Source organism: Pseudomonas sp. NPDC088414, assembly GCF_044753325.1.
Lineage (GTDB): Bacteria > Pseudomonadota > Gammaproteobacteria > Pseudomonadales > Pseudomonadaceae > Aquipseudomonas.
Window position 1 is genome coordinate 107,575 of sequence record NZ_JBIVMY010000014.1, and the last position, 19,787, is coordinate 127,361.

Below are 19,787 nucleotides of genomic sequence, written 5' to 3' on the forward strand. Positions count from 1 at the left end.
ATACGGCTACAAGCCAACCGCTATCCCGGTGGCCGTGGACGCCCTGGCGGTGTTCGTGCACAAGGACAACCCGATCCAGCACCTGACCATGGAACAGGTTGACGCGATCTTCTCGTCCACCCGTCTGTGCGGCGCCAAAGCCGACGTGAAAACCTGGGGCGACCTGGGCGTGACCGGCGACCTGGCCAACAAGCCAGTGCAACTGTTCGGTCGTAACTCGGTATCCGGCACTTACGGCTACTTCAAGGAAGAAGCCCTGTGCAAAGGCGACTACAAACCTAACGTCAACGAACAACCAGGCTCGGCGTCGGTTGTGCAGTCGATCAGCTCCTCGCTGAACGGCATCGGTTACTCGGGCATCGGCTACAAGACTGCCAGCGTGAAGACCGTTGCTCTGTCGAAGAAAGGCAGCACTGACTTCATCGAAGACACCGAAGAAAACGCCCTGAACGGCAAGTACCCGCTGTCGCGCTTCCTCTACGTTTACGTGAACAAGGCCCCGAACAAGCCTCTGGCCCCGCTGGAAGCCGAGTTCGTGAAACTGGTTCTGTCCAAACAGGGTCAGGAAGTGGTGGTGAAAGACGGCTACATCCCGCTGCCGGCCAAGGTTGCTGCAAAAGCACTGGCTGACCTGGGTCTGCAGGAAGGCGGCGCTGAAGTCGCAAAAAAGTAACAAACTGAGTCCGGGGTGAACCCCACCGGACTCAGGTAAAAGGCCGGATCTGCCAGCAGACCGGCCTTTTACACACCTCAAATTTTCAATCCTCTGCCAGTCCCGCTGGCGGTGGATTTGGTGCGTCACTGCATTGTCATCTTTCTGTCATACAGGATCGCTAGGGTGAGCGCATGAATGATCTGGCCAATTCCCCAATGACTACGACTTCCCCTCCCAAGCGCATTGATTTCAATACGCCTGAGCTGCAACGCAAGCGCCGCATTCGCGCGCTCAAGGATCGCTTCACCCGCTGGTACGTCCTCGTTGGCGGGCTGGCGGTGCTGGCAGCCATCACCCTGATCTTCTTCTTTCTCGCCTACGTTGTTGCACCGTTGTTCCACGGTGCCAGCCTGACCGCGAAAGACGCCATTACCCCAGCCTGGATGCAGGACGCCGGCAAGCCGCTGATGATTTCGCTCGAAGAGCAGAATCAGGTGGCGATGCGCGTTTCCGACAAGGGCCAGGCGCTGTTCTTCGATATCGACAGTGGCGCTGAACTGAAGCGCGTCGATCTGCCGGTGCCTGCTGGCGCAACCGTCACTTCCATCGGTGAAGACCAGCCAGGTCATCCGCTGGTCGCCGTGGGCCTGTCCAACGGCCAGGCGCTGGTGTTCCGTCACACCTATAAAGTCAGCTACCCCGATGGCAAGAAAACCATCACTCCAGCCATCGAGTTTCCTTACGGCAACACACCGATCGCAGTGAACGAGAGCGGCGGGGCGCTGGAGCACGTCAGCCTCAACGCTACCGATTCGACGCTGATGCTGGTGGGTTCGACCGGTTCGCAACTCAATGTTTTGTCGCTGACCAGCGAAGAAAACATGATGACCGGCGAAGTCACCAACGAGCAGAAGCGTATCGAGCTGCCGCAGATGACTGAACCGGTGAAAAACATCTTCGTCGACCCGCGCCAGCAATGGCTCTATGTGGTCAACGGGCGTGCCCAGGCCGACGTGTTCAGCCTGCGCGACAAGAGCCTCAACGGTCGCTACAAACTGCTGGAAAACGCTGACGCCGAAGTTACCGCGAGCACGCAACTGGTGGGCGGCATCTCGCTGATCATCGGTGACTCCAAGGGTGGCCTGGCCCAGTGGTTCATGGCTCGCGATACCGATGGCGAGCTGCGCCTGAAGCAGATCCGTACCTTCCAGATGGGCTCCGCGCCAATCGTTGAAATCACTGCCGAAGAGCGTCGCAAGGGCTTCGTTGCTCTCGATGCCAGCGGCAAGCTTGGCGTGTTCCACAGCACCGCGCACCGCACTCTGCTGGTCGAGCCGGTAACCGAAGGGCAGGGCCTGTTCGGTCTGTCGCCGCGCGCCAACCGGGTGATCGTCGAGGCCGGCGGCAAGCTGCAACCGCTGCTGCTCGACAACCCGCACCCGGAAGTGTCGTGGAGCGCGTTGTGGAGCAAGGTCTGGTACGAGAACTACGACGAGCCTAAATACGTCTGGCAATCGACCGCCGCCAACACCGATTTCGAACCGAAGTTGAGCCTCTCGCCACTGACCTTCGGCACCCTGAAAGCCGCGTTCTACGCCATGCTGCTGGCGGCACCGCTGGCGGTTGCCGCGGCAATCTACACCGCGTACTTCATGGCCCCGGGCATGCGCCGCAAGGTCAAACCGGTGATCGAACTGATGGAAGCGATGCCGACGGTGATCCTCGGGTTCTTCGCCGGTCTGTTCCTCGCCCCGTATGTCGAAGGGCATCTGCCGGGCATCTTCAGCCTGTTGATGCTGCTGCCGATCGGCATTCTGGTCGCCGGTTTCACCTTCAGCCGCCTGCCTGAGTCGATTCGCCTGAAGGTCCCGGACGGCTGGGAAAGTGCGCTGCTGATTCCGGTGATCCTGTTCGTCGGTTGGCTGTCGCTGTACATGAGCCCGTACATGGAGAACTGGTTCTTCGGCGGTGACATGCGCATGTGGATCTCCCACGACCTGGGCATCACCTACGACCAGCGCAACGCTCTGGTGGTCGGCCTGGCGATGGGTTTTGCGGTGATCCCGAACATCTACTCGATAGCCGAAGACGCCGTGTTCAGCGTGCCGCGTGGCCTGACCCTCGGTTCCCTGGCGCTCGGTGCCACGCCGTGGCAGACCATGACCCGTGTGGTGATCCTCACCGCCAGCCCGGGCATCTTCTCGGCGCTGATGATCGGCATGGGCCGTGCGGTCGGCGAAACCATGATCGTGTTGATGGCCACCGGTAACACTCCGGTCATGGAAATGAACCTGTTCGAAGGCCTGCGCACCCTGGCCGCCAACGTCGCGGTGGAAATGCCCGAGTCGGAAGTCGGCGGCAGCCACTACCGCGTGCTGTTCCTCTCGGCGCTGGTGCTGCTGTTGTTCACCTTCGTCATGAACACCCTGGCAGTACTGATTCGTCAGCGTCTGCGCAAGAAATACTCGTCGCTTTAAGAAAGGTAGAAGTCTGTGAAACAGAACTCCCTGAATGGATGGTTCAAGAGCGGCGCCCCGGGCGTCTGGATCAGCGGTGGCGCGGTGTCCATCGCGGTCATCATGACCATTGGCCTGCTGGCGGTGATTGCCGTGCGCGGTCTCGGTCACTTCTGGCCGGCGGACCTGATCCACGCCAGCTACGACGTACCGGGCCAGGCCAATCACCTGGTCATCGGCGAAGTGGTACAGAAGGAAGAAGTGCCGCGTGCCCGCCTGAAAAGCGCCGGCCTGCCGGTGCCTGATCAAGGCCCGGAATTCATGACCCGCGAGCTGATCAAGGTCGGCAACCGTGACCTGAACGGCAACGACTTCACCTGGGTGGTCGGCGAGTGGCTGACCAACCAGACCACGCCGCCGGAACTGATGGCGATCGAGCGTCGCGAGTGGGGCAACTTCTACGGTTACCTGGTCAACGTCAAACAGGACGGCAAGGTGATCGCCGAGGGCGAAGCGGCCTGGCCTGAGCTGCAAGCGCGAATCAACCGTGTGAACGGCCTGGCGGCGCAACTCAAGTCGCTGGAAAAGACTGATATCGGTGCGATCAACGCAGGGCTGGAACGCATCCGCCTGCACGGGCGCAAACTGGAACTCGACGGCAAGCTCGACGCCACCGCGCAAGCGGACATGGACGCCGAACGTGCCGAGCTGAACGCGCGTTATCAGGACATCGAAGCGCGTCTGAGCGATCTGCATGCGCAGTTTAACCGCGACGCGTTGACCGCCCGCGATGCCAACGGCAAAGAGATCGAAATCAGCCTGGGCAAAGTGGTTCACGCCTATCAGCCGAATGCCATGGGCACGCTGACCAAGATCGGTTTCTACTTCAGCAAGGTCTGGGAGTTCCTGTCCGACGACCCGCGTGAAGCGAACACCGAAGGCGGGATCTTCCCGGCGATTTTCGGCACCGTGATGATGACCCTGATCATGGCGATGATCGTGACTCCGTTCGGCGTGCTGGCGGCGGTGTACCTGCGTGAATACGCCAAGCAGAACACCCTGACGCGGATCATCCGTATCGCGGTGAACAACCTGGCGGGCGTTCCGGCGATCGTTTACGGCGTGTTTGGTCTGGGCTTCTTCGTTTATGTGTTGGGCGGATCGGTTGACCGCTTGTTCTTCCCCGAAGCACTGCCGGCACCGACCTTCGGTACACCGGGTCTGCTCTGGGCTTCGTTGACCCTGGCGCTGCTGGCGGTGCCAGTGGTGATCGTGGCCACTGAAGAAGGTCTGGCGCGTATCCCGCGCACCGTGCGCGAAGGCTCGCTGGCGCTGGGCGCGACCAAGGCCGAAACGCTGTGGAAGATCGTTCTGCCAATGGCCAGCCCGGCGATGATGACCGGGATGATCCTCGCCGTGGCCCGCGCCGCCGGTGAAGTGGCGCCGCTGATGCTGGTGGGTGTGGTGAAACTGGCGCCGTCGCTGCCGGTGGACGGCAACTACCCGTACCTGCACCTGGACCAGAAGATCATGCACCTGGGCTTCCACATCTATGACGTCGGCTTCCAGAGCCCGAACGTCGAAGCGGCACGACCGCTGGTGTACGCCACGGCGCTGCTGCTGGTGCTGGTGATCGCCACGTTGAACCTGTCGGCGGTGTGGATCCGTAACCACCTGCGCGAAAAATACAAAGCTTTGGACAGTTAATACAGACCCTGTGGGAGCTGGCTTGCCAGCGATGCAGGCGACTCGGTCTGCCAGTAACACCGCGGTGATGCCATCGCTGGCAAGCCAGCTCCCACAGGAGTCGCGACAGACACAGAATTTGAGTAACCCGCTGGCGTTGTCCGGCGGTTCAACGAACCGAATTTGTTAGCACAGGGAGCCTCCCATGCAGCACGAAACACATACCCACGGCATCAACATGTCGGCCCTGGGTCGCGACAAGCAGAGCCTGAGCCTCGAGCAGGAAACCGTGGCCATCGAAGTCCCGGGCCTGAGCCTGTTCTACGGCGAGAAGCAGGCGCTGTTCGACGTCAGCATGAACATCCCGAAACAGCGCGTGACCGCGTTCATCGGCCCGTCCGGCTGCGGCAAGTCCACGCTGCTGCGTACCTTCAACCGCATGAACGATCTGGTTGACGGTTGCCGTGTCGAAGGCGCGATCAACCTGTACGGCAACAACATCTATCGCAAGGGCGAAGACGTTGCCGAGCTGCGTCGTCGCGTCGGCATGGTGTTCCAGAAGCCCAACCCGTTCCCCAAGACCATCTACGAAAACGTGGTCTACGGTTTGCGCATTCAAGGCATCAACAAAAAGCGCATCCTCGATGAAGCGGTCGAATGGGCGTTGAAAGGTGCGGCGCTGTGGGATGAAGTGAAAGATCGCCTGCACGATTCGGCACTCGGCCTGTCCGGTGGTCAGCAGCAGCGTCTGGTGATCGCGCGCACCATCGCGGTTGAGCCGGAAGTGCTGCTGCTCGACGAACCGTGCTCGGCCCTCGACCCGATTTCGACCCTGAAAGTCGAAGAGCTGATCTACGAGCTGAAGTCCAAGTTCACCATCGTCATCGTCACCCACAACATGCAACAAGCTGCGCGGGTGTCCGACTACACGGCGTTCATGTACATGGGCAAACTGGTGGAATTCGGCGACACCGATACCCTGTTCACCAATCCGGCGAAGAAGCAGACCGAAGACTACATCACCGGTCGTTATGGCTGACAGTTGCGGTTATTCACAGAATTGACGCTGCGGCCCACCGCACCTTACCGGACGCTCCAAGGACGCCAACATGATTAGTAAAGAAGGCCTTACCCACCACATCTCCGCGCAGTTCAACGCCGAGCTTGAGGAAGTGCGCAGCCACCTCCTGGCCATGGGCGGGCTGGTCGAGAAGCAGGTCAACGACGCGGTCACCGCGCTGATCGAGGCCGACTCGGGCCTGGCCCAGCAAGTGCGCGAGATCGACGACCAGATCAACCAGATGGAACGCAACATCGACGAAGAATGCCTGCGCATTCTCGCCCGTCGTCAGCCGGCGGCGTCGGATCTGCGGCTGATCATCAGCATCTCCAAGTCGGTGATCGACCTGGAGCGCATCGGCGACGAAGCGACCAAGATCGCTCGCCGCGCCATTCAGCTGTGCGAAGAAGGCGAAGCGCCGCGCGGTTACGTCGAAGTGCGTCACATCGGCGACCAGGTGCGCAACATGGTCCGTGATGCGCTGGACGCGTTTGCCCGCTTCGATGCCGATCTGGCCCTGTCGGTGGCGCAGTACGACAAGGTCATCGACCGCGAATACAAGACCGCGCTGCGTGAGCTGGCCACCTACATGATGGAAGACCCGCGCTCTATCTCGCGGGTTCTGAGCATCATCTGGGTCCTGCGTTCGCTGGAGCGCATCGGCGACCACGCGCGCAACATCTCGGAACTGGTGATCTACCTGGTGCGTGGCACCGACGTGCGCCACTTGGGCCTCAAACGCATGAAAGAAGAAGTTCAAGGCACAAGCGGCGAAACCGCTAATGTTCCGGGCGATGCTGACGATAAGTAAGATTGCCTGAGAAAAGCGCCCGGCCCTTTGGCCGGGCGTTTTTGTTTATGGTGCTTGAACAGCGAATCGAATTAAAAAGCAGCACCCGCGAACGAAAAGTCCCGGCGTGACTGAAGATTGTTGGCAATGTGCCATCAGCAAAGCGGTATGCTTGCCGGGATTTTTATAGGGGTGTTGGATGAGCAAGATCAGTGTGTTGGTCGTGGACGATGCTTCGTTCATTCGCGACCTGGTGAAAAAATGCCTGCGTAACTATTTTCCGGGGATCCGCACCGAGGATGCCATCAACGGCAAAAAGGCCCAGGCCATGCTGGCCAAAGAAGCGTTCGACCTGGTCCTGTGCGATTGGGAAATGCCGGAAATGTCCGGTCTTGAGCTGCTGACCTGGTGCCGTCAGCAAGACAATCTCAAGTCGATGCCATTCATCATGGTCACCAGCCGTGGTGACAAAGAGAACGTGGTGCAGGCGATTCAGGCCGGCGTTTCCGGCTATGTCAGCAAGCCGTTCACCAACGAGCAACTGCTGACCAAGGTCAAGCAGGCGCTGAACAAGGTTGGCAAGCTCGACGCCCTGATGAACAGCGCGCCGACCAAGATGAACTCGGCGTTCGGCAACGATTCCCTGAGTGCATTGACCGGCGGCAAGGCTGCCGTGGTCGGCGCTGCGCCAGCGGCGGCTGCGGTCAATCCGTTCGCCAAGCCCGCCGCTGCTGCTCCGGCGCCAGCTGCTGCGCCGTCCCGTGGTTTGCTCAACAGCCCGCCGGTGCAGGCCCCGGCCGCCTCGAAAGCGCCGGTCGGCGGTCGTGGTCAGGGCCAGTTGCGCTTGCCAAGCGGCACTCAGCAATGCGTGATCAAGGCCCTGAGCATCAAGGAAGCGCTGTTGGTGGTGAAACGCACCGAGACGCTGCCGCAGATCCTCGACAGTGCCGTGCTCGATCTGGAGCAGGGCGACAACGCGGAAATCGCCCGCCTCAATGGCTACCTGCACGCCGTGGTCGCCCACGAGCCGAAGCCGGACAGCGAATGGCTGCAATTGACCTTCCGCTTTGTCGATCAGGACGCGCAGAAGCTCGACTACATCTCCCGCCTGATCGCTCGCGGTACGGCGCAGAAGCACTTCGTTCCAGGCGCGTAAGCGGCGCATCGAAAAAGATCGCAGCCTGCGGCAGCTCCTACAGGATCGCATTCCAATGTAGGAGCTGCCGCAGGCTGCGATCTTTTGCTTTGTGCGCTGCCCAATTTGAAACATCTGTCGACTAGCCTGGTCTGTCTCAGCTGCTAGGCTCATTTCCAGGCCTTCCTTCGACAGACTCTTGCCCATGCTCGCGCGCCTGCTGTTTTTCTGTGGTCTTTTCCTGGCCTCCACCTCGACTGTGGCCATGACCATCTACAAATCCACCGATGCCAACGGCGTGGTCTCGTACAGCGACCGGCCGAGCAAAGGCTCGCAGGTGTTCGTGTTTCAGGACCGCATGGTCGAGCACCTGGAGCGTCAGGTGTATCTCGATATCAAGAAGCAGAAGGGCAGCGACGTGGTGTTCGTGCGCAACGATCTGTATGCGCCGGTCGAAATTGCGCTGGCGTTTACCGGCCTGAGCAATGTGCGTGGCGCTCCGGCGCAGACGATTCGCCGGGTGCTGCCGGCGCGCAGCAACACGCGGTTGGCGCTGCTGACGGCGATTACCCGCGGTCAGCCGTTGGTATATTCCCCGCAATTCCAGTATTCGCTGGGTGATCCCACAGGCGCCGCGCAGAGCTATCGCTACCCGCTGCCCTGGCGGGGCGGGCCGTTCCGTCTCAGTCAGGGTGCCAATGGCCAATACAGCCACTATGGGCCGAAGAACCGGTATGCGATGGACATCGCCATGCCGGTGGGCACACCGATCATTGCCGCACGGGCCGGGGTGGTGGTGAAAACCGAAAATTCACAGAGCGGACGCGGCAATGATGCGTCCGGCAATTTCGTCCGGGTACTGCATGATGACGGCACGATGGGCGTGTACCTGCATCTCAAGCAGGGCTCGGTGAGCGTGCGCGAAGGGCAGCGGGTGGTGGTCGGCAGCCCGCTGGCGCTGTCGGGCAATACCGGCAACAGCAGCGGCCCGCACCTGCACTTTGTGGTGCAGCGCAATACCGGGCAGGGGCTGGTATCTATTCCGTATCAGTTCAACCAGCCGCTGGGGGCATTGCCCAACTTTGCGTTGGGCAAACAGTAAAACCGTTAGGGGGCCACTGTGGAGGGGCTTTTGTGGTGAGGGGATTTATCCCCGATGGACGGCGCAGCCGTCCCAAAATCATTGAAGGCATTGAGTCAGGAGTTACGCGATTGCAGATTACAGGGCCGCTCCGCGACCCATCGGGGATAAATCCCCTCACCACAGAAGCGTCCCCCAAAACACCCATCAATCCAGCATCAACACCTTCGCCAGCACAATCTTCGGCCCTTTCATCTTCTTGATGATGATCCGCAGGCCTTCGACTTCCAGCACTTCTTCCTCTTCCGGTACCCGTTTCAGGGTCTCGTAAACCAGCCCGGCGAGGGTTTCGGCTTCGATGTGATCCAGGTCGATACCCAGCAGGCGTTCAACCTTGAACAGCGGCGTGTCGCCACGTACCAGCAGCTTGCCCGGCTGATACGCGAGGATCCCGCGCTCGGCCTTGCGGTGTTCGTCCTGGATGTCGCCGACCAGCACTTCCAGCACGTCTTCCATGGTCAGGTAGCCGATGATGTTGCCGTCGGCCTCTTCGACCACGGCGAAGTGCGAGCCGCCCTTGCGGAACTGCTCCAGCAGTTGCGACAGCGGCATGTGCCGCGATACGCGCTCCAGTGGGCGGGTCAGCTCAGCCAGGTTGAACGACTCCGGAATATGGTCCAGCGCCGCCAGCTCCAGCAGCAGGTCCTTGATGTGCAACAGGCCGACGAACTCCTGACGTTCGCTGTCGTACACCGGATACCGGCTGAACTTGTGGCGACGGAACATCGCGAGGATTTCTTTCAGCGGCGCGTTGAATTCGAGGGTGATCAGGTCTTCGCGGGAGTTGGCCCAGTCGACCACTTCCAGTTCGCCCATCTCCACTGCCGAGGCCAGCACGCGCATGCCCTGGTCGCTCGGGTCCTGACCACGGCTGGAGTGCAGGATCAGTTTCAGTTCTTCGCGGCTGTAATGGTGTTCGTGGTGCGGGCCGGGTTCGCCTTGGCCGGCAATGCGCAGAATCGCGTTGGCGCTGGCATTGAGCAGGTAGATCGCCGGGTACATCGCCCAGTAGAACAGGTACAGCGGCACCGCGGTCCACAGCGACAGCAGCTCGGGTTTGCGGATCGCCCACGACTTGGGCGCCAGCTCACCGACCACGATGTGCAGGTAGGAAATGATGAAGAACGCGGTAAAGAACGAAATGCCTTTGACCACTTCCGGCGACTGCACGCCGACCGCGCTCAGCAGCGGCTCGAGCAGGTGCGCGAAGGCCGGCTCACCGACCCAGCCCAGACCGAGGGAGGCGAGGGTGATACCGAGCTGGCACGCCGAGAGGTACGCATCGAGCTGACTGTGTACGGTACGCAGGATGTGCCCGCGCCAGCCGTTCTTGTCGGCGATGGCCTCGACCCGGGTCGAGCGCAGTTTGACCATGGCGAATTCCGCCGCAACGAAGAAGCCGTTGAGCAAAACCAGGATCAGAGCGAAAAGAATCATGCCGAAATCGGCGAATATCGTAGCGAGGGACAAGCCAGGGGAAGGGTCCATGATGGAGTTTTGCAGGTTCCGTGTGATTCGTAAGAGAGAAAAAATCGCGCCTGAAAGGCAGACGCAAGTCAGCCAATGTAGCGGCTGACTTGGCGATTGCCTAGTGGCGCGTGCTGGCCGGTATCACTCGGCGGCGCTGATCGTCCGCGCCTGAGCGACCTGAGCCGGGGCGAAATGGCAGGTGAACGTGCTGCCGTGGCCGGGCACGCTGCTGATCTCCATCCGCGCGCGGTGGCGCAGCAGCACGTGTTTGACGATCGCCAGGCCCAGCCCGGTGCCGCCGGTGTTGGAGTTGCGGCTGGAGTCGACGCGATAGAAGCGTTCGGTCAGGCGCGGCAGGTGTTTGCTGTCGATGCCGATCCCGGAATCCTGCACGCTCAGGTGCGCGCCTTGCTCGTCACCCCACCAGCGAATGCGGATATTACCTTCGGCCGGGGTGTATTTCACCGCGTTGAACACCAGGTTGGAGAAGGCACTGCGCAGTTCCGCCTCGCTGCCCTTGAGCAGGATTTTGCCGTCGGCTTCGAGGGTGATTTTCTGGTTTTTCTGCCCGGACAACTGCTGGGCGTCGCCCTTGATCGATTGCAACAGGGTATCGATCTGCACCGGCTGGTTGTCCGACGGGTAGTCGGTGGCTTCCAGCTTCGCCAGCAACAGCAGGTCATTGAGCAGCGTCTGCATGCGCCCGCCCTGTTGCTGCATCTGCTGCAGCGCGCGGCTCCAGCGCGGGTTCACTTCCTCGACGTTGTCGAGCAGGGTTTCCAGGTAGCCGCAGATCACTGTCAGCGGCGTGCGCAGTTCGTGGGAGACGTTGGCGATGAAATCTTTGCGCATCTGTTCCAGCTGATGAATGCGCGTGACGTCGCGCACCAGCATCAGATGCTCGTTGTTGCCATAGCGGGTGAGGTACAGCTGAATGCGCACCCGATCGTTGGTTGGCGAGGGAATTTCCAGCGGTTCGGCGTAGCTTTCCTGCTCGAAGTATTCCTTGAAGCGCGGATGGCGCACCAGGTTGGTCACCGGTTGGCCGCTGTCCTGCGGAGTCTTGAGGCCGAGCAGGGTTTCGGCAGCGCGGTTCCACCATTCCAGGTTGCCGTCGCTGTCGAGCATGATCACCGCGTCTTTCAGCGCGGCGGTGGACTCCTGCACCCGGTCGATCACCGCTTGCAGGCGCCCGCGTACCCGTTGGTCGCGGCGTTGCAGGTGGTAGATGCTGTCGAACACCTCGCCCCACAGGCCGTAGCCGTCGGGCGGTGCTTCATCGGGTTGGTGCAGGCGCAGCCATTCGTGCAGACGCAACAGTTGCTTGAGCGTCCAGGCCAGGTAAATCCCCAGGCCGGCAGCGAGGCTCCAGCCGTAATAGCCGGTGATCAGGCCGATCACCAGACACGCTGTGACCAGCAGCAGCATGTGGCGAATCAGGGTGCCATGCCAGTTTTGATTCACGGAAAATACGGTCCTTGTCAGCGAGTCTGGCGGTCGGATCAGGCCTTGGTGGAAAACCGGTAGCCAGTGCCGCGCACGGTTTGTACCAGATTTTCGTAGGCGTCGCCGAGGGCCTTGCGCAGGCGCCGGATGTGCACGTCGACGGTGCGTTCTTCAACATAGACGTTGCCGCCCCAGACCTGATCCAGCAGTTGGCCGCGGGTGTAGGCGCGTTCCTGGTGGGTCATGAAAAATTGCAGCAGACGGTATTCGGTCGGGCCCATTTCCGCCGGACGGCCGTCGATGGTCACGCGGTGGCTGATCGGGTCAAGCAGCAGGCCGCCGACTTCGATCGGCGCTTCGCCATCGGTCGGGCCGGCGCGACGCAGCACAGCCTTGAGGCGTGCGACCAGTTCGCGTGGGGAAAACGGTTTGGTGATGTAGTCGTCGGCGCCGACTTCAAGACCCTGAATCTTGTTGTCCTCTTCGCCCTTGGCGGTGAGCATGATGATCGGGATGTCCCCGGTCAGTTCGTCACGCTTGAGGCGGCGGGCCAGTTCGATGCCGGAGGTGCCGGGCAGCATCCAGTCGAGCAGGATCAGGTCCGGTTTGCGGTCAACGATGATGGCGTGTGCCTGCTGCGAGTGCTCGGCCTCGAGGCAGTCATAGCCGGCCATTTCCAACGCAACGGCGATCATTTCGCGAATGGGCGCTTCGTCGTCGACGATCAGAATGCTCCTGCCAACCATGCCTTAATCCTCTTGTCATTTAACTGTCTTGCGCCGCATTAGATAACGGAATTATTGCAGTCGTGTGACAGTATTTTAGTCGCCCGGCGGTTGGCGTGATCCTGGACTAAGCTCTAAGTCCGAATCCTGACAACCACAAAAGAAGGTTTCCATGACTCAAATGACTGCTTCCTTTAAAGCTCTGCTGATGGCTGCTGCCCTGACTCTGCCCGGCCTTGCGATGGCAGCCGAACCGGCGATGATGAAAGACGGCATGATGGTGGATCACAAAGGCATGACCGTTTACACGTTCGACAAAGACGCTGGCGGCAAGTCGATGTGCAATGACAAGTGCGCCGAAAACTGGCCGCCGATGATGGCGCCAGCAGGTGCGAAGGCGGAAGGCAAGTGGACGGTGATCAAGCGCGATGACGGCAAGATGCAGTACGCCTACGACGGCAAGCCGCTGTATACCTTCAAGATGGACGCCAAGCCGGGTGACATGATGGGCGACGGCAAGATGGACGCGTGGCACGTGGTGCACGAGCACAAGTAAACGCAAATCCCCTGTAGGAGTGAGCCTGCTCGCGATGACGGTGTATCAGTTAACAGCAATGTGGTTGATACACCGTCATCGCGAGCAGGCTCACTCCTACAGGTTTGTGTTTATCGCAACGCGTAATCCAACACAATCCCGACGAAAATTGCCAACCCCGCCCAGTGGTTGTGCAGAAATGCCTTGAAGCAACGCATCCGGTCGCGATCGCGGGTGTACCAGAACTCCCACGCGTAACAGCCAGCGGCCACCAGCAAGCCGAGATGGAACCACACGCCCAGCTCGAACTTCGAGCCTGCCAGCAACAGGCAACCGAGCGACAGCGCCTGCAGGGTGAGGATGATTATCCGATCGGCATCACCGAACAGAATCGCCGTGGATTTCACACCGATCTTCAGATCGTCGTCACGGTCAGTCATCGCGTAATAGGTGTCATAACCCACCGTCCACAGCAGGTTGGCGATCCACAGCAGCCATGCTGCCGCCGGCAGCTCACCAGTCTCGGCGGTGAACGCCATCGGCATGCCCCACGAGAACGCGGCGCCCAGCACCACTTGCGGGTAATAGGTGTAGCGCTTCATGAACGGGTAGGTGAAGGCCAGCGCCAGACCGCCCAGCGATAGCCAGATGGTCGGCGCATTGGTGCACAGCACCAGCAGGAAACTCACGCCCATCAGCAGCGCGAAGAACACCAGCGCCTCTTTCGAGCTGATCTTGCCGCTGGCCAGCGGTCGTTGCGCGGTGCGTTTGACGTGGCCGTCGACCTTGCGATCGGCCCAGTCGTTGATCACGCAGCCGCCGGCGCGGGTCAGCACCACGCCGAGGACGAAAATCACGATGTTGGCCAGCGATGGCGAACCCTTGCCGGCAATCCACAGCGCCCACAGTGTCGGCCACAGCAGCAGGTAAATGCCGATCGGCTTGTCCATGCGCGTCAGCTGAATGAAATCCCAGGCGCGCGGGTTCAAGCGGTTCAGGGACTTGAGCAGGCTCTGGTACATCAGCAGTTCTCCGGATGGGCGCGGGCGGCGTTCCACAGGGTCGGCAGGAAAATCTCCGCCACCAGCACGCTCAAGGCGCCACGGTCGAAGCGCGAGCGGCGGCCCCACAGTTGGGGCGCGCGGCATTCTGACGGCAGCCAGTCCTGCGGGTAGTGGCAGACCTCGATGGCGCGGCGCTCAAAGGCGTGGTCGCAAAACAGCAGTTCGCCCAGCGAACGGCTGCCCAGTTCATCCATGTGCAGGCCGTCGCCTTGCAGGGCGGCGCGCGACGCCACGCTGCGGGCGAACACCCAGGCCTCGCCATGCCCGCGCAGATACACCTCGCGTACCCAGCCTTCACTGCCTTCGGCCAGATCCAGCGCCGCGCATTCGTCGCTGCGCAGGGTGTCCCAGCCTTCGAACAGCGGCGTGACGCTGAAGCCGTCATTCGACAGCCGCGTCAGGCGGCGGGTCAGCGAGCCTTCGTCGAACAACCAGTTCAGGGTCAACGAATCGGGAAGGGGCATCAGTCGGCTTTGAGTCAGCCAGAGCGGGGCCGGGCAGGCATTTGAATGTTGCACAATGAGTCATTATTGGCCGCAAATGAGGCGGCGAGCTTAACATGGCGTGCTGCGAATTTGATGGATCCCGGTCGCCGTTGCGCCGAACAGGCTTGCATCTGCCCGGCACCCTCAGTACAAAACGCCCTGAGCCGGATGGCAGCGCAACCACCATCGACCGTCCGCGCCGACAAAAGCCTGAATCCTGAGGAAGTAACTGAATGAAAAAGTGGCAATGCATCGTCTGCGGCCTGATTTACAACGAAGCTGAGGGTTGGCCGGATGACGGCATCGCGCCGGGCACCCTGTGGCAGGACGTGCCGGAAGACTGGCTGTGCCCGGACTGTGGCGTCGGCAAGATGGACTTCGAAATGATCGAAATCAACTGAGAAAAACCAAGGAGTAAGGCATGAACGCACCTGTCGTAATCGTCGGCACCGGGCTTGCGGGTTACAACCTGGCCCGCGAGTTTCGCAAACTCGATGGCGAAACCCCGCTGCTGCTGATTACCGCCGATGACGGGCGCTCTTACTCCAAACCGATGCTCTCCACCGGTTTCGGCAAGAACAAGGACGCCGATGGCCTGAGCATGGCCGAACCGGGCGCGATGGCCGAGCAATTGAAGGCCGAAGTGCGCACCCACACCCGCATCAGCGGCATCGACGCCGGCCACAAGCGCCTGTGGATTGGTGAGGAAGCGGTGTACTACCGCGACCTGATCCTCGCTTGGGGCGCGGAAACCGTGCGCGTGCCGATCGAAGGTGATGGCGCAGATCTGGTGTTCCCGATCAACGATCTCGAAGACTACGCGCGCTTTCGTGCCGCCGCTGCGGGCAAGCGCCGCGTCTTGCTGCTGGGGGCGGGCCTGATCGGCTGCGAATTCGCCAATGACCTGATCCTCGGTGGTTACGAGGTGCAACTGGTGGCGCCGTGCGAGCAAGTGATGCCGATGCTGCTGCACCCGGCCGCTGCGGCCGCCGTGCAGGCCGGGCTGGAAAGCCTCGGCGCGCGTTTTCACCTCGGCCCGGTGCTGACCCGCCTGCAAAAAGTCGCAGACGGGCTGGAAGCGCATCTGTCCGACGGTCAGGTGATTGCCTGCGATGTGGTGGTGTCGGCCATCGGCTTGCGTCCGCGTATCGATCTGGCCGCAGCGGCAGGGGTGCAGGTCAATCGCGGCGTTGTCGTCGACCGCTACCTGAAAACGTCCCACGCCAATATCTACGCCCTGGGCGACTGCGCCGAGGTCGATGGGCTGAATCTGTTGTACGTGATGCCCCTCATGAGCTGTGCGCGTGCACTGGCACAAACCCTGGCCGGCAATCCGACGGCCGTGAGCTACGGCGCGATGCCGATCACGGTGAAAACCCCGGTATGCCCGTTGGTCGTTTCGCCACCGCCACGGGGTAGCGAAGGCGTCTGGACCGTCGAAGGGCAGGGCGCCGACATCAAGGCCCTGTGTCACAGCGCCGATGGTCAGTTGCTTGGTTACGCGCTGACCGGCGCAGCAGTGATGGAAAAACTCGCCCTGAACAAACAGCTTCCGGCCTTGCTGGCGTAAATACCGGTCGTTCTGTCGGAATCACCCCGCTTTTGCCCCTACAAAGGTCGCGGGGAGACTGGCGCCGCCGGTATCCGCGTGCCATTCTCACTCCCGTCTGCCGCAGAGTAGAGCCTGCGGCGCCTTGGGCGCTGTTCCAACGAGAACAGCACGGACATAACAACAAAAAACCGTCAAAGGGGCTTCACTAATGCGTAAACCAGAACTCGCCGCTGCAATCGCTGAAAAAGCGGATCTGACCAAAGAACAGGCCAACCGCGTTCTCAACGCCGTCCTCGAAGAAATCACCGGCGCTCTGCACCGCAAGGACAGCGTCACGCTGGTGGGCTTCGGCACCTTCCTGCAACGCCATCGCGGCGCCCGCACCGGCAAGAACCCGCAAACCGGTGAACCGGTGAAAATCAAGGCCAGCAACACCGTGGCATTCAAGCCAGGCAAGTCGTTGAAAGACAGCGTCAATCCTTAAATTGCGGCGAACTCCCTGAGTAGCGGGGAGAACTGCAATAAAAAATGGGCACACCGATTGCGGTCGGGTGCCCATTTTTTGTGGCTGTAAATCGGCTTACTGGCGTCGGAAGCAGGCCTTGCCGTTGCCGAAATCCACGGCCAGGCAGTTCGGCTCGATCGCCAGTTGCAGATCCTGGAACAGGCCGGACAAATCGCTGTTCGACGCCGGTTTGGTTTCGCTCTTCAGCGTCACGGTGTCGTTTTCTACCTGCCAGGTACCCTTGGCAAACCCGTCTGCACTGCCATAAGCCACGCCCGCATCAAACGTGCCGTCCTTGCGCAGCAGCAGTTCGGCGCCCATTTCCATCGCACCGGTCAGATAGTAATGACCGTCAAGTGGCGGGGTGTCCGCAGTAGCGTGAGTGACGGGAAGCCACAGCAGTGCGGCGAACAACAGAGGTTTCAATTCCATGAGGTAAAGCTCCTTGGCGGCTCCGGGTTCAGGAGCCGAATCAGATGCAGGCTTCCGACTGTGGCTCAACCGTCAGCCGGCCTGGTTGACATTGCCGGGCGAAAAGAACTTACCAAAGCAAGCTGGCAACGTGGGAAATAAATCGATGTAAGAATTATCCCTGGAATCTGTCAGAGTATTTTCGGTGTGGAAGTGTTGCGAGAGTGGGATCGGACCGCACTTCGATAATTATTGAGTTGGCACTGAAGTACAGCATTCACGAGATGAATAAAGTTTCAAAAAAATGAATTGCCATCAAATTGATGGCACTTTTGTTGTTGGGCGTTGTCGCCAGTGAATTGTTTGTAAAATCCAGCGGTTTTTCGGAAGAATCCTACTTCTATTTTTTTCGAGAGTTGTCATGCTGGCCGCCGTGTAATGGGACGTACGTTCGTAGCGATTCGTGAAGGCTGGATCGGGCCGCTCTGGATCAAGGGTTCTGAGGCAGCAGGGCAAATGCGGGCAATATAATTCGCCATCAGGGATTCCCCTGCCACATATAGGGCGATCTCCTACACAGCCCAATGAACACTTCGTCTTGTTGTTTAAGCAGATGCTTGCTAGTGGCCATCATAGTGATTACGATGCGCCCACTTGAAAGAGCACATCTCAATTGGATGAGTCGCTTCACCGCTCTTCGATACTGTCCCGCGCCGCGGTTACTCCAATAGGCGCATGACTGTAATCCTAATTAAAGGCCATGGATGTCCTACTCAAGCAAACTTTCCGCCCATTACCTCGAACTCGCAAAAGTCTCTGTTTCCAAAGAGAATTTCGCGGGCGAAGACGTTCGTTTTTCGAGCGAATTCGAGGCGCTGGAAAGCGAGCTGGCGAAAGCCTCGTCGATGCACGAAAGCGGGCAGATCGACTGGCTGAAAATCCGTGAAAACAGCGAAAATCTGCTGCGTACCCAATCCAAGGATTTACGTGTTGGCGCTTGGCTGACCTGGTCGTTGTACCAGCGTGAATCCTTCCCCGGGCTGCTGGCCGGCCTCGGTCTGCTGCACCATCTGTCGGAAAACCACTGGGCCGACGTTCACCCGCTCAAACCACGCACCCGTGCCGCCGCTATCGGCTGGCTGGTGCCGCGTCTGGAGCAGGTGCTCACCGAAAACATTGCGATCAAGGAACAGCTGCCGATGTTCCGGCAGTTGTCCGAGCATCTGGCCGGCCTCGATGCCGCGTGCACCGAACATCTGGGCGACGACGCGCCGCTGTTGCTGCCGCTCTCGCGTCGCCTGAAAACCATGATCCAGCGTGCCGCCGACAATCAGCCGGCCCCCGGTGTGGTGGGCGCAGCAGTGGCGCAGGTCAAGCAGGCCGCGAGCCAGTTGCTGACCCCCGGCGCACCGATCGATAACGAAAAAGATGCCTACAAGGCTTTGCGCGCGCAGCAGGAAAGCGCGCGTCCGTTGTGTGCCTGGTGGCTCAAGCAGAAGGCCACCGACCTGCGCGCCCTGCGCCTGAACCGCACTTTGCTCTGGCTGCCGATCGACGCGGTGCCCGAACGCAACGCTGAGCAGATCACCGTGCTGCGCGGCCTGCCGGTGGACAAACTCAAGCAGTATCAGGATCGCTTCGATCAGGGCAAATACGCCGACCTGCTGGTGGAACTGGAGGCGAGCCTGGCGAAGGCGCCGTTCTGGTTCGATGGCCAGAGGATGGTCTGGGAATGTCTCCAGAACCTCAACGCCGAGATGGCAATGCGCGAAGTGGAAATCCACTTCGCGCTTTTGGTTCAGCGCCTGCCCGGCATCATCGAATGTCGTTTCCATGACGGCGCGCCGTTTGCCGATCCGTCCACCCGGGCGTGGATCGCCGGCAATGTCATGCCGCACCTGCAAAGCGCCAGCGCGCCGCGCAAGGTCGAAACCGACGACGTCGAAACCCAGCCCGCCTGGGAAAAGGCCCTGCAGGAAGTGCTGCCGCTGCTGCGCAAGGAAGGCCTCAAGCCTGCCGTGCAGACGCTCAAGCAAGGACTGCAATCGGCCCACGGCGGACGCGAGCGGTTCTTCTGGCAGTTCGCCCTTGCCCGGCTGTGCTTCATGGCCAAGAAGTACGAACTGGCCAAGAACCAGCTCGAAACCCTCGATCAGACATTACAGGACTCAGGCCTGCACGCCTGGGAGCCCGATCTTGCATTGGAAGTGCTGCACCTGCTGCACAGTTGCTGCGAGTTGTTGCCGCAGAACCATGCAGTGCGTGAACGCAAGGAAGAGATTTATCGCAGGCTGTGCCACCTCGACCTCGAAGTGGTACTCGAATAGGCCCCAGGGCCACAACCGCAAGGAGAAAAGCCATGGCCAAAGAAGGCTCGGTAGCCCCCAAGGAACGCATCAACGTCACCTTCAAACCCGCCACCGGCGGTGCTCAGGAAGAGATTGAACTGCCGCTGAAGCTGCTGGCAATCGGTGACTACACCCACCGCAAGGACGATCGCAAAATCGAAGATCGCTAGCCGATCAGCATCGACAAGATGACCTTCGACGAAGTGTTGGCCAAGCAAGAGCTGGGTCTGACGCTGAGCGTGCCGAACCGTCTGCAGGAAGATGGCGAGGCCGACGAGCTGGCTGTGCAATTGCGCGTCAATTCGATGAAGGACTTCAACCCG

The 19,787-nt window shown here is 60.5% G+C and carries 18 protein-coding genes and 1 pseudogene; 13 read left to right on the forward strand and 6 right to left on the reverse strand.

All coding sequences use genetic code 11. The features are described 5' to 3' along the window. From ACIP8I_RS14605 to ACIP8I_RS14635, 7 genes are all read left to right on the forward strand, one after another. A partial coding sequence (locus ACIP8I_RS14605; RefSeq protein ID WP_400762006.1) for a phosphate ABC transporter substrate-binding protein PstS family protein occupies positions 1 to 673 on the forward strand: 673 nt, incomplete at its 5' end. A 425-nt stretch (positions 674 to 1,098) separates the two neighbouring features. Further along, positions 1,099 to 3,132 carry a phosphate ABC transporter permease gene (locus ACIP8I_RS14610; protein ID WP_400762023.1) on the forward strand — a complete coding sequence of 678 codons (2,034 nt, stop codon included), beginning with the start codon at positions 1,099 to 1,101 and terminating at the stop codon, positions 3,130 to 3,132. A gap of 15 nt (positions 3,133 to 3,147) precedes the next feature. After that, positions 3,148 to 4,818 (forward strand): phosphate ABC transporter permease PstA, encoded by a 1,671-nt coding sequence (pstA, locus tag ACIP8I_RS14615; protein ID WP_400762008.1) that lies wholly within the window; start codon positions 3,148 to 3,150, stop codon positions 4,816 to 4,818. A 184-nt stretch (positions 4,819 to 5,002) separates the two neighbouring features. After that, entirely contained in the window at positions 5,003 to 5,836 is an 834-nt protein-coding gene (gene pstB, locus ACIP8I_RS14620; protein WP_007962289.1) for a phosphate ABC transporter ATP-binding protein PstB, read from the forward strand. A gap of 70 nt (positions 5,837 to 5,906) precedes the next feature. After that, a complete protein-coding gene (phoU, locus tag ACIP8I_RS14625) occupies positions 5,907 to 6,668 on the forward strand; it encodes a phosphate signaling complex protein PhoU (protein WP_007962290.1) in 762 nt (253 codons plus the stop codon). Between the two features lie 178 nt (positions 6,669 to 6,846). Next, entirely contained in the window at positions 6,847 to 7,803 is a 957-nt protein-coding gene (locus ACIP8I_RS14630; protein WP_400762010.1) for a response regulator, read from the forward strand. 184 nt (positions 7,804 to 7,987) lie between these two features. After that, positions 7,988 to 8,884 (forward strand): peptidoglycan DD-metalloendopeptidase family protein, encoded by an 897-nt coding sequence (locus ACIP8I_RS14635; protein ID WP_400762012.1) that lies wholly within the window; start codon positions 7,988 to 7,990, stop codon positions 8,882 to 8,884. Between the two features lie 186 nt (positions 8,885 to 9,070). Here ACIP8I_RS14635 and ACIP8I_RS14640 read toward each other — a convergent pair whose 3' ends face one another. From ACIP8I_RS14640 to phoB, 3 genes are all read right to left on the reverse strand, one after another. Continuing rightward, positions 9,071 to 10,411, reverse strand: coding sequence for a hemolysin family protein (locus tag ACIP8I_RS14640; RefSeq protein ID WP_007962298.1), 1,341 nt, complete (start codon positions 10,409 to 10,411; stop codon positions 9,071 to 9,073). A 123-nt stretch (positions 10,412 to 10,534) separates the two neighbouring features. Then, positions 10,535 to 11,821 carry a phosphate regulon sensor histidine kinase PhoR gene (phoR, locus tag ACIP8I_RS14645; RefSeq protein ID WP_400762025.1) on the reverse strand — a complete coding sequence of 429 codons (1,287 nt, stop codon included), beginning with the start codon at positions 11,819 to 11,821 and terminating at the stop codon, positions 10,535 to 10,537. A 74-nt stretch (positions 11,822 to 11,895) separates the two neighbouring features. Next, positions 11,896 to 12,585 (reverse strand): phosphate regulon transcriptional regulator PhoB, encoded by a 690-nt coding sequence (gene phoB / locus ACIP8I_RS14650; RefSeq protein WP_400762014.1) that lies wholly within the window; start codon positions 12,583 to 12,585, stop codon positions 11,896 to 11,898. A 151-nt stretch (positions 12,586 to 12,736) separates the two neighbouring features. On the opposite strand from phoB, the gene ACIP8I_RS14655 reads away from it, so the two are divergent. Beyond that, the gene (locus tag ACIP8I_RS14655; protein WP_400762016.1) at positions 12,737 to 13,120 is read left to right on the forward strand and encodes a hypothetical protein; all 384 of its coding nucleotides are present in this window, start codon (positions 12,737 to 12,739) and stop codon (positions 13,118 to 13,120) included. A 110-nt stretch (positions 13,121 to 13,230) separates the two neighbouring features. On the opposite strand, the gene ubiA is transcribed toward ACIP8I_RS14655, so the two are convergent. Further along, a complete protein-coding gene (ubiA, locus tag ACIP8I_RS14660; protein WP_007962302.1) occupies positions 13,231 to 14,121 on the reverse strand; it encodes a 4-hydroxybenzoate octaprenyltransferase in 891 nt (296 codons plus the stop codon). Continuing rightward, positions 14,121 to 14,681 (reverse strand): chorismate--pyruvate lyase family protein, encoded by a 561-nt coding sequence (locus ACIP8I_RS14665; RefSeq protein WP_400762018.1) that lies wholly within the window; start codon positions 14,679 to 14,681, stop codon positions 14,121 to 14,123. Before ACIP8I_RS14665 ends, ubiA begins: the two co-directional genes overlap by 1 nt. Positions 14,682 to 14,881: 200 nt before the next feature. Here ACIP8I_RS14665 and ACIP8I_RS14670 point away from each other — a divergent pair, with 200 nt between their 5' ends. The 3 genes from ACIP8I_RS14670 to ACIP8I_RS14680 all read left to right on the forward strand — a co-directional run bounded on the left by ACIP8I_RS14670 (position 14,882) and on the right by ACIP8I_RS14680 (position 16,684). Further along, positions 14,882 to 15,049: a rubredoxin gene (locus ACIP8I_RS14670; protein WP_329696937.1), complete on the forward strand. Its 168-nt coding sequence runs from the start codon at positions 14,882 to 14,884 to the stop codon at positions 15,047 to 15,049. Positions 15,050 to 15,069: 20 nt separating this feature from the next. Then, the gene (locus tag ACIP8I_RS14675; protein ID WP_097089461.1) at positions 15,070 to 16,218 is read left to right on the forward strand and encodes an NAD(P)/FAD-dependent oxidoreductase; all 1,149 of its coding nucleotides are present in this window, start codon (positions 15,070 to 15,072) and stop codon (positions 16,216 to 16,218) included. A gap of 190 nt (positions 16,219 to 16,408) precedes the next feature. Next, entirely contained in the window at positions 16,409 to 16,684 is a 276-nt protein-coding gene (locus ACIP8I_RS14680) for an HU family DNA-binding protein (protein ID WP_003213368.1), read from the forward strand. Between the two features lie 96 nt (positions 16,685 to 16,780). Here ACIP8I_RS14680 and ACIP8I_RS14685 read toward each other — a convergent pair whose 3' ends face one another. Beyond that, positions 16,781 to 17,137: a hypothetical protein gene (locus ACIP8I_RS14685; RefSeq protein WP_400762021.1), complete on the reverse strand. Its 357-nt coding sequence runs from the start codon at positions 17,135 to 17,137 to the stop codon at positions 16,781 to 16,783. Positions 17,138 to 17,880: 743 nt separating this feature from the next. Between ACIP8I_RS14685 and tssA the strand changes: the two genes are divergently transcribed. Together tssA and tssB are read left to right on the forward strand one after the other, a co-directional pair. Then, entirely contained in the window at positions 17,881 to 19,443 is a 1,563-nt protein-coding gene (tssA, locus tag ACIP8I_RS14690) for a type VI secretion system protein TssA (protein WP_007962314.1), read from the forward strand. Positions 19,444 to 19,475: 32 nt separating this feature from the next. Next, positions 19,476 to 19,787, forward strand: a pseudogene (gene tssB / locus ACIP8I_RS14695) (type VI secretion system contractile sheath small subunit); the annotation flags it as partial.

Bases quoted from the DNA above. Each gene is read 5' to 3' on its own strand.
- phoR (WP_400762025.1), bottom strand. From the start codon at position 11,821: ATGCTGCTGCTGGTCACAGCGTGTCTGGTGATCGGCCTGATCACCGGC.
- phoU (WP_007962290.1), top strand. From the start codon at position 5,907: ATGATTAGTAAAGAAGGCCTTACCCACCACATCTCCGCGCAGTTCAAC.
- ACIP8I_RS14655 (WP_400762016.1), top strand. From the start codon at position 12,737: ATGACTCAAATGACTGCTTCCTTTAAAGCTCTGCTGATGGCTGCTGCC.
- phoB (WP_400762014.1), bottom strand. From the start codon at position 12,585: ATGGTTGGCAGGAGCATTCTGATCGTCGACGACGAAGCGCCCATTCGC.
- ACIP8I_RS14680 (WP_003213368.1), top strand. From the start codon at position 16,409: ATGCGTAAACCAGAACTCGCCGCTGCAATCGCTGAAAAAGCGGATCTG.
- ACIP8I_RS14610 (WP_400762023.1), top strand. From the start codon at position 1,099: ATGCAGGACGCCGGCAAGCCGCTGATGATTTCGCTCGAAGAGCAGAAT.
- ACIP8I_RS14675 (WP_097089461.1), top strand. From the start codon at position 15,070: ATGAACGCACCTGTCGTAATCGTCGGCACCGGGCTTGCGGGTTACAAC.
- ACIP8I_RS14670 (WP_329696937.1), top strand. From the start codon at position 14,882: ATGAAAAAGTGGCAATGCATCGTCTGCGGCCTGATTTACAACGAAGCT.
- tssA (WP_007962314.1), top strand. From the start codon at position 17,881: ATGTCCTACTCAAGCAAACTTTCCGCCCATTACCTCGAACTCGCAAAA.
- ACIP8I_RS14685 (WP_400762021.1), bottom strand. From the start codon at position 17,137: ATGGAATTGAAACCTCTGTTGTTCGCCGCACTGCTGTGGCTTCCCGTC.
- ubiA (WP_007962302.1), bottom strand. From the start codon at position 14,121: ATGTACCAGAGCCTGCTCAAGTCCCTGAACCGCTTGAACCCGCGCGCC.
- ACIP8I_RS14635 (WP_400762012.1), top strand. From the start codon at position 7,988: ATGCTCGCGCGCCTGCTGTTTTTCTGTGGTCTTTTCCTGGCCTCCACC.
- pstB (WP_007962289.1), top strand. From the start codon at position 5,003: ATGCAGCACGAAACACATACCCACGGCATCAACATGTCGGCCCTGGGT.
- ACIP8I_RS14640 (WP_007962298.1), bottom strand. From the start codon at position 10,411: ATGGACCCTTCCCCTGGCTTGTCCCTCGCTACGATATTCGCCGATTTC.
- ACIP8I_RS14630 (WP_400762010.1), top strand. From the start codon at position 6,847: ATGAGCAAGATCAGTGTGTTGGTCGTGGACGATGCTTCGTTCATTCGC.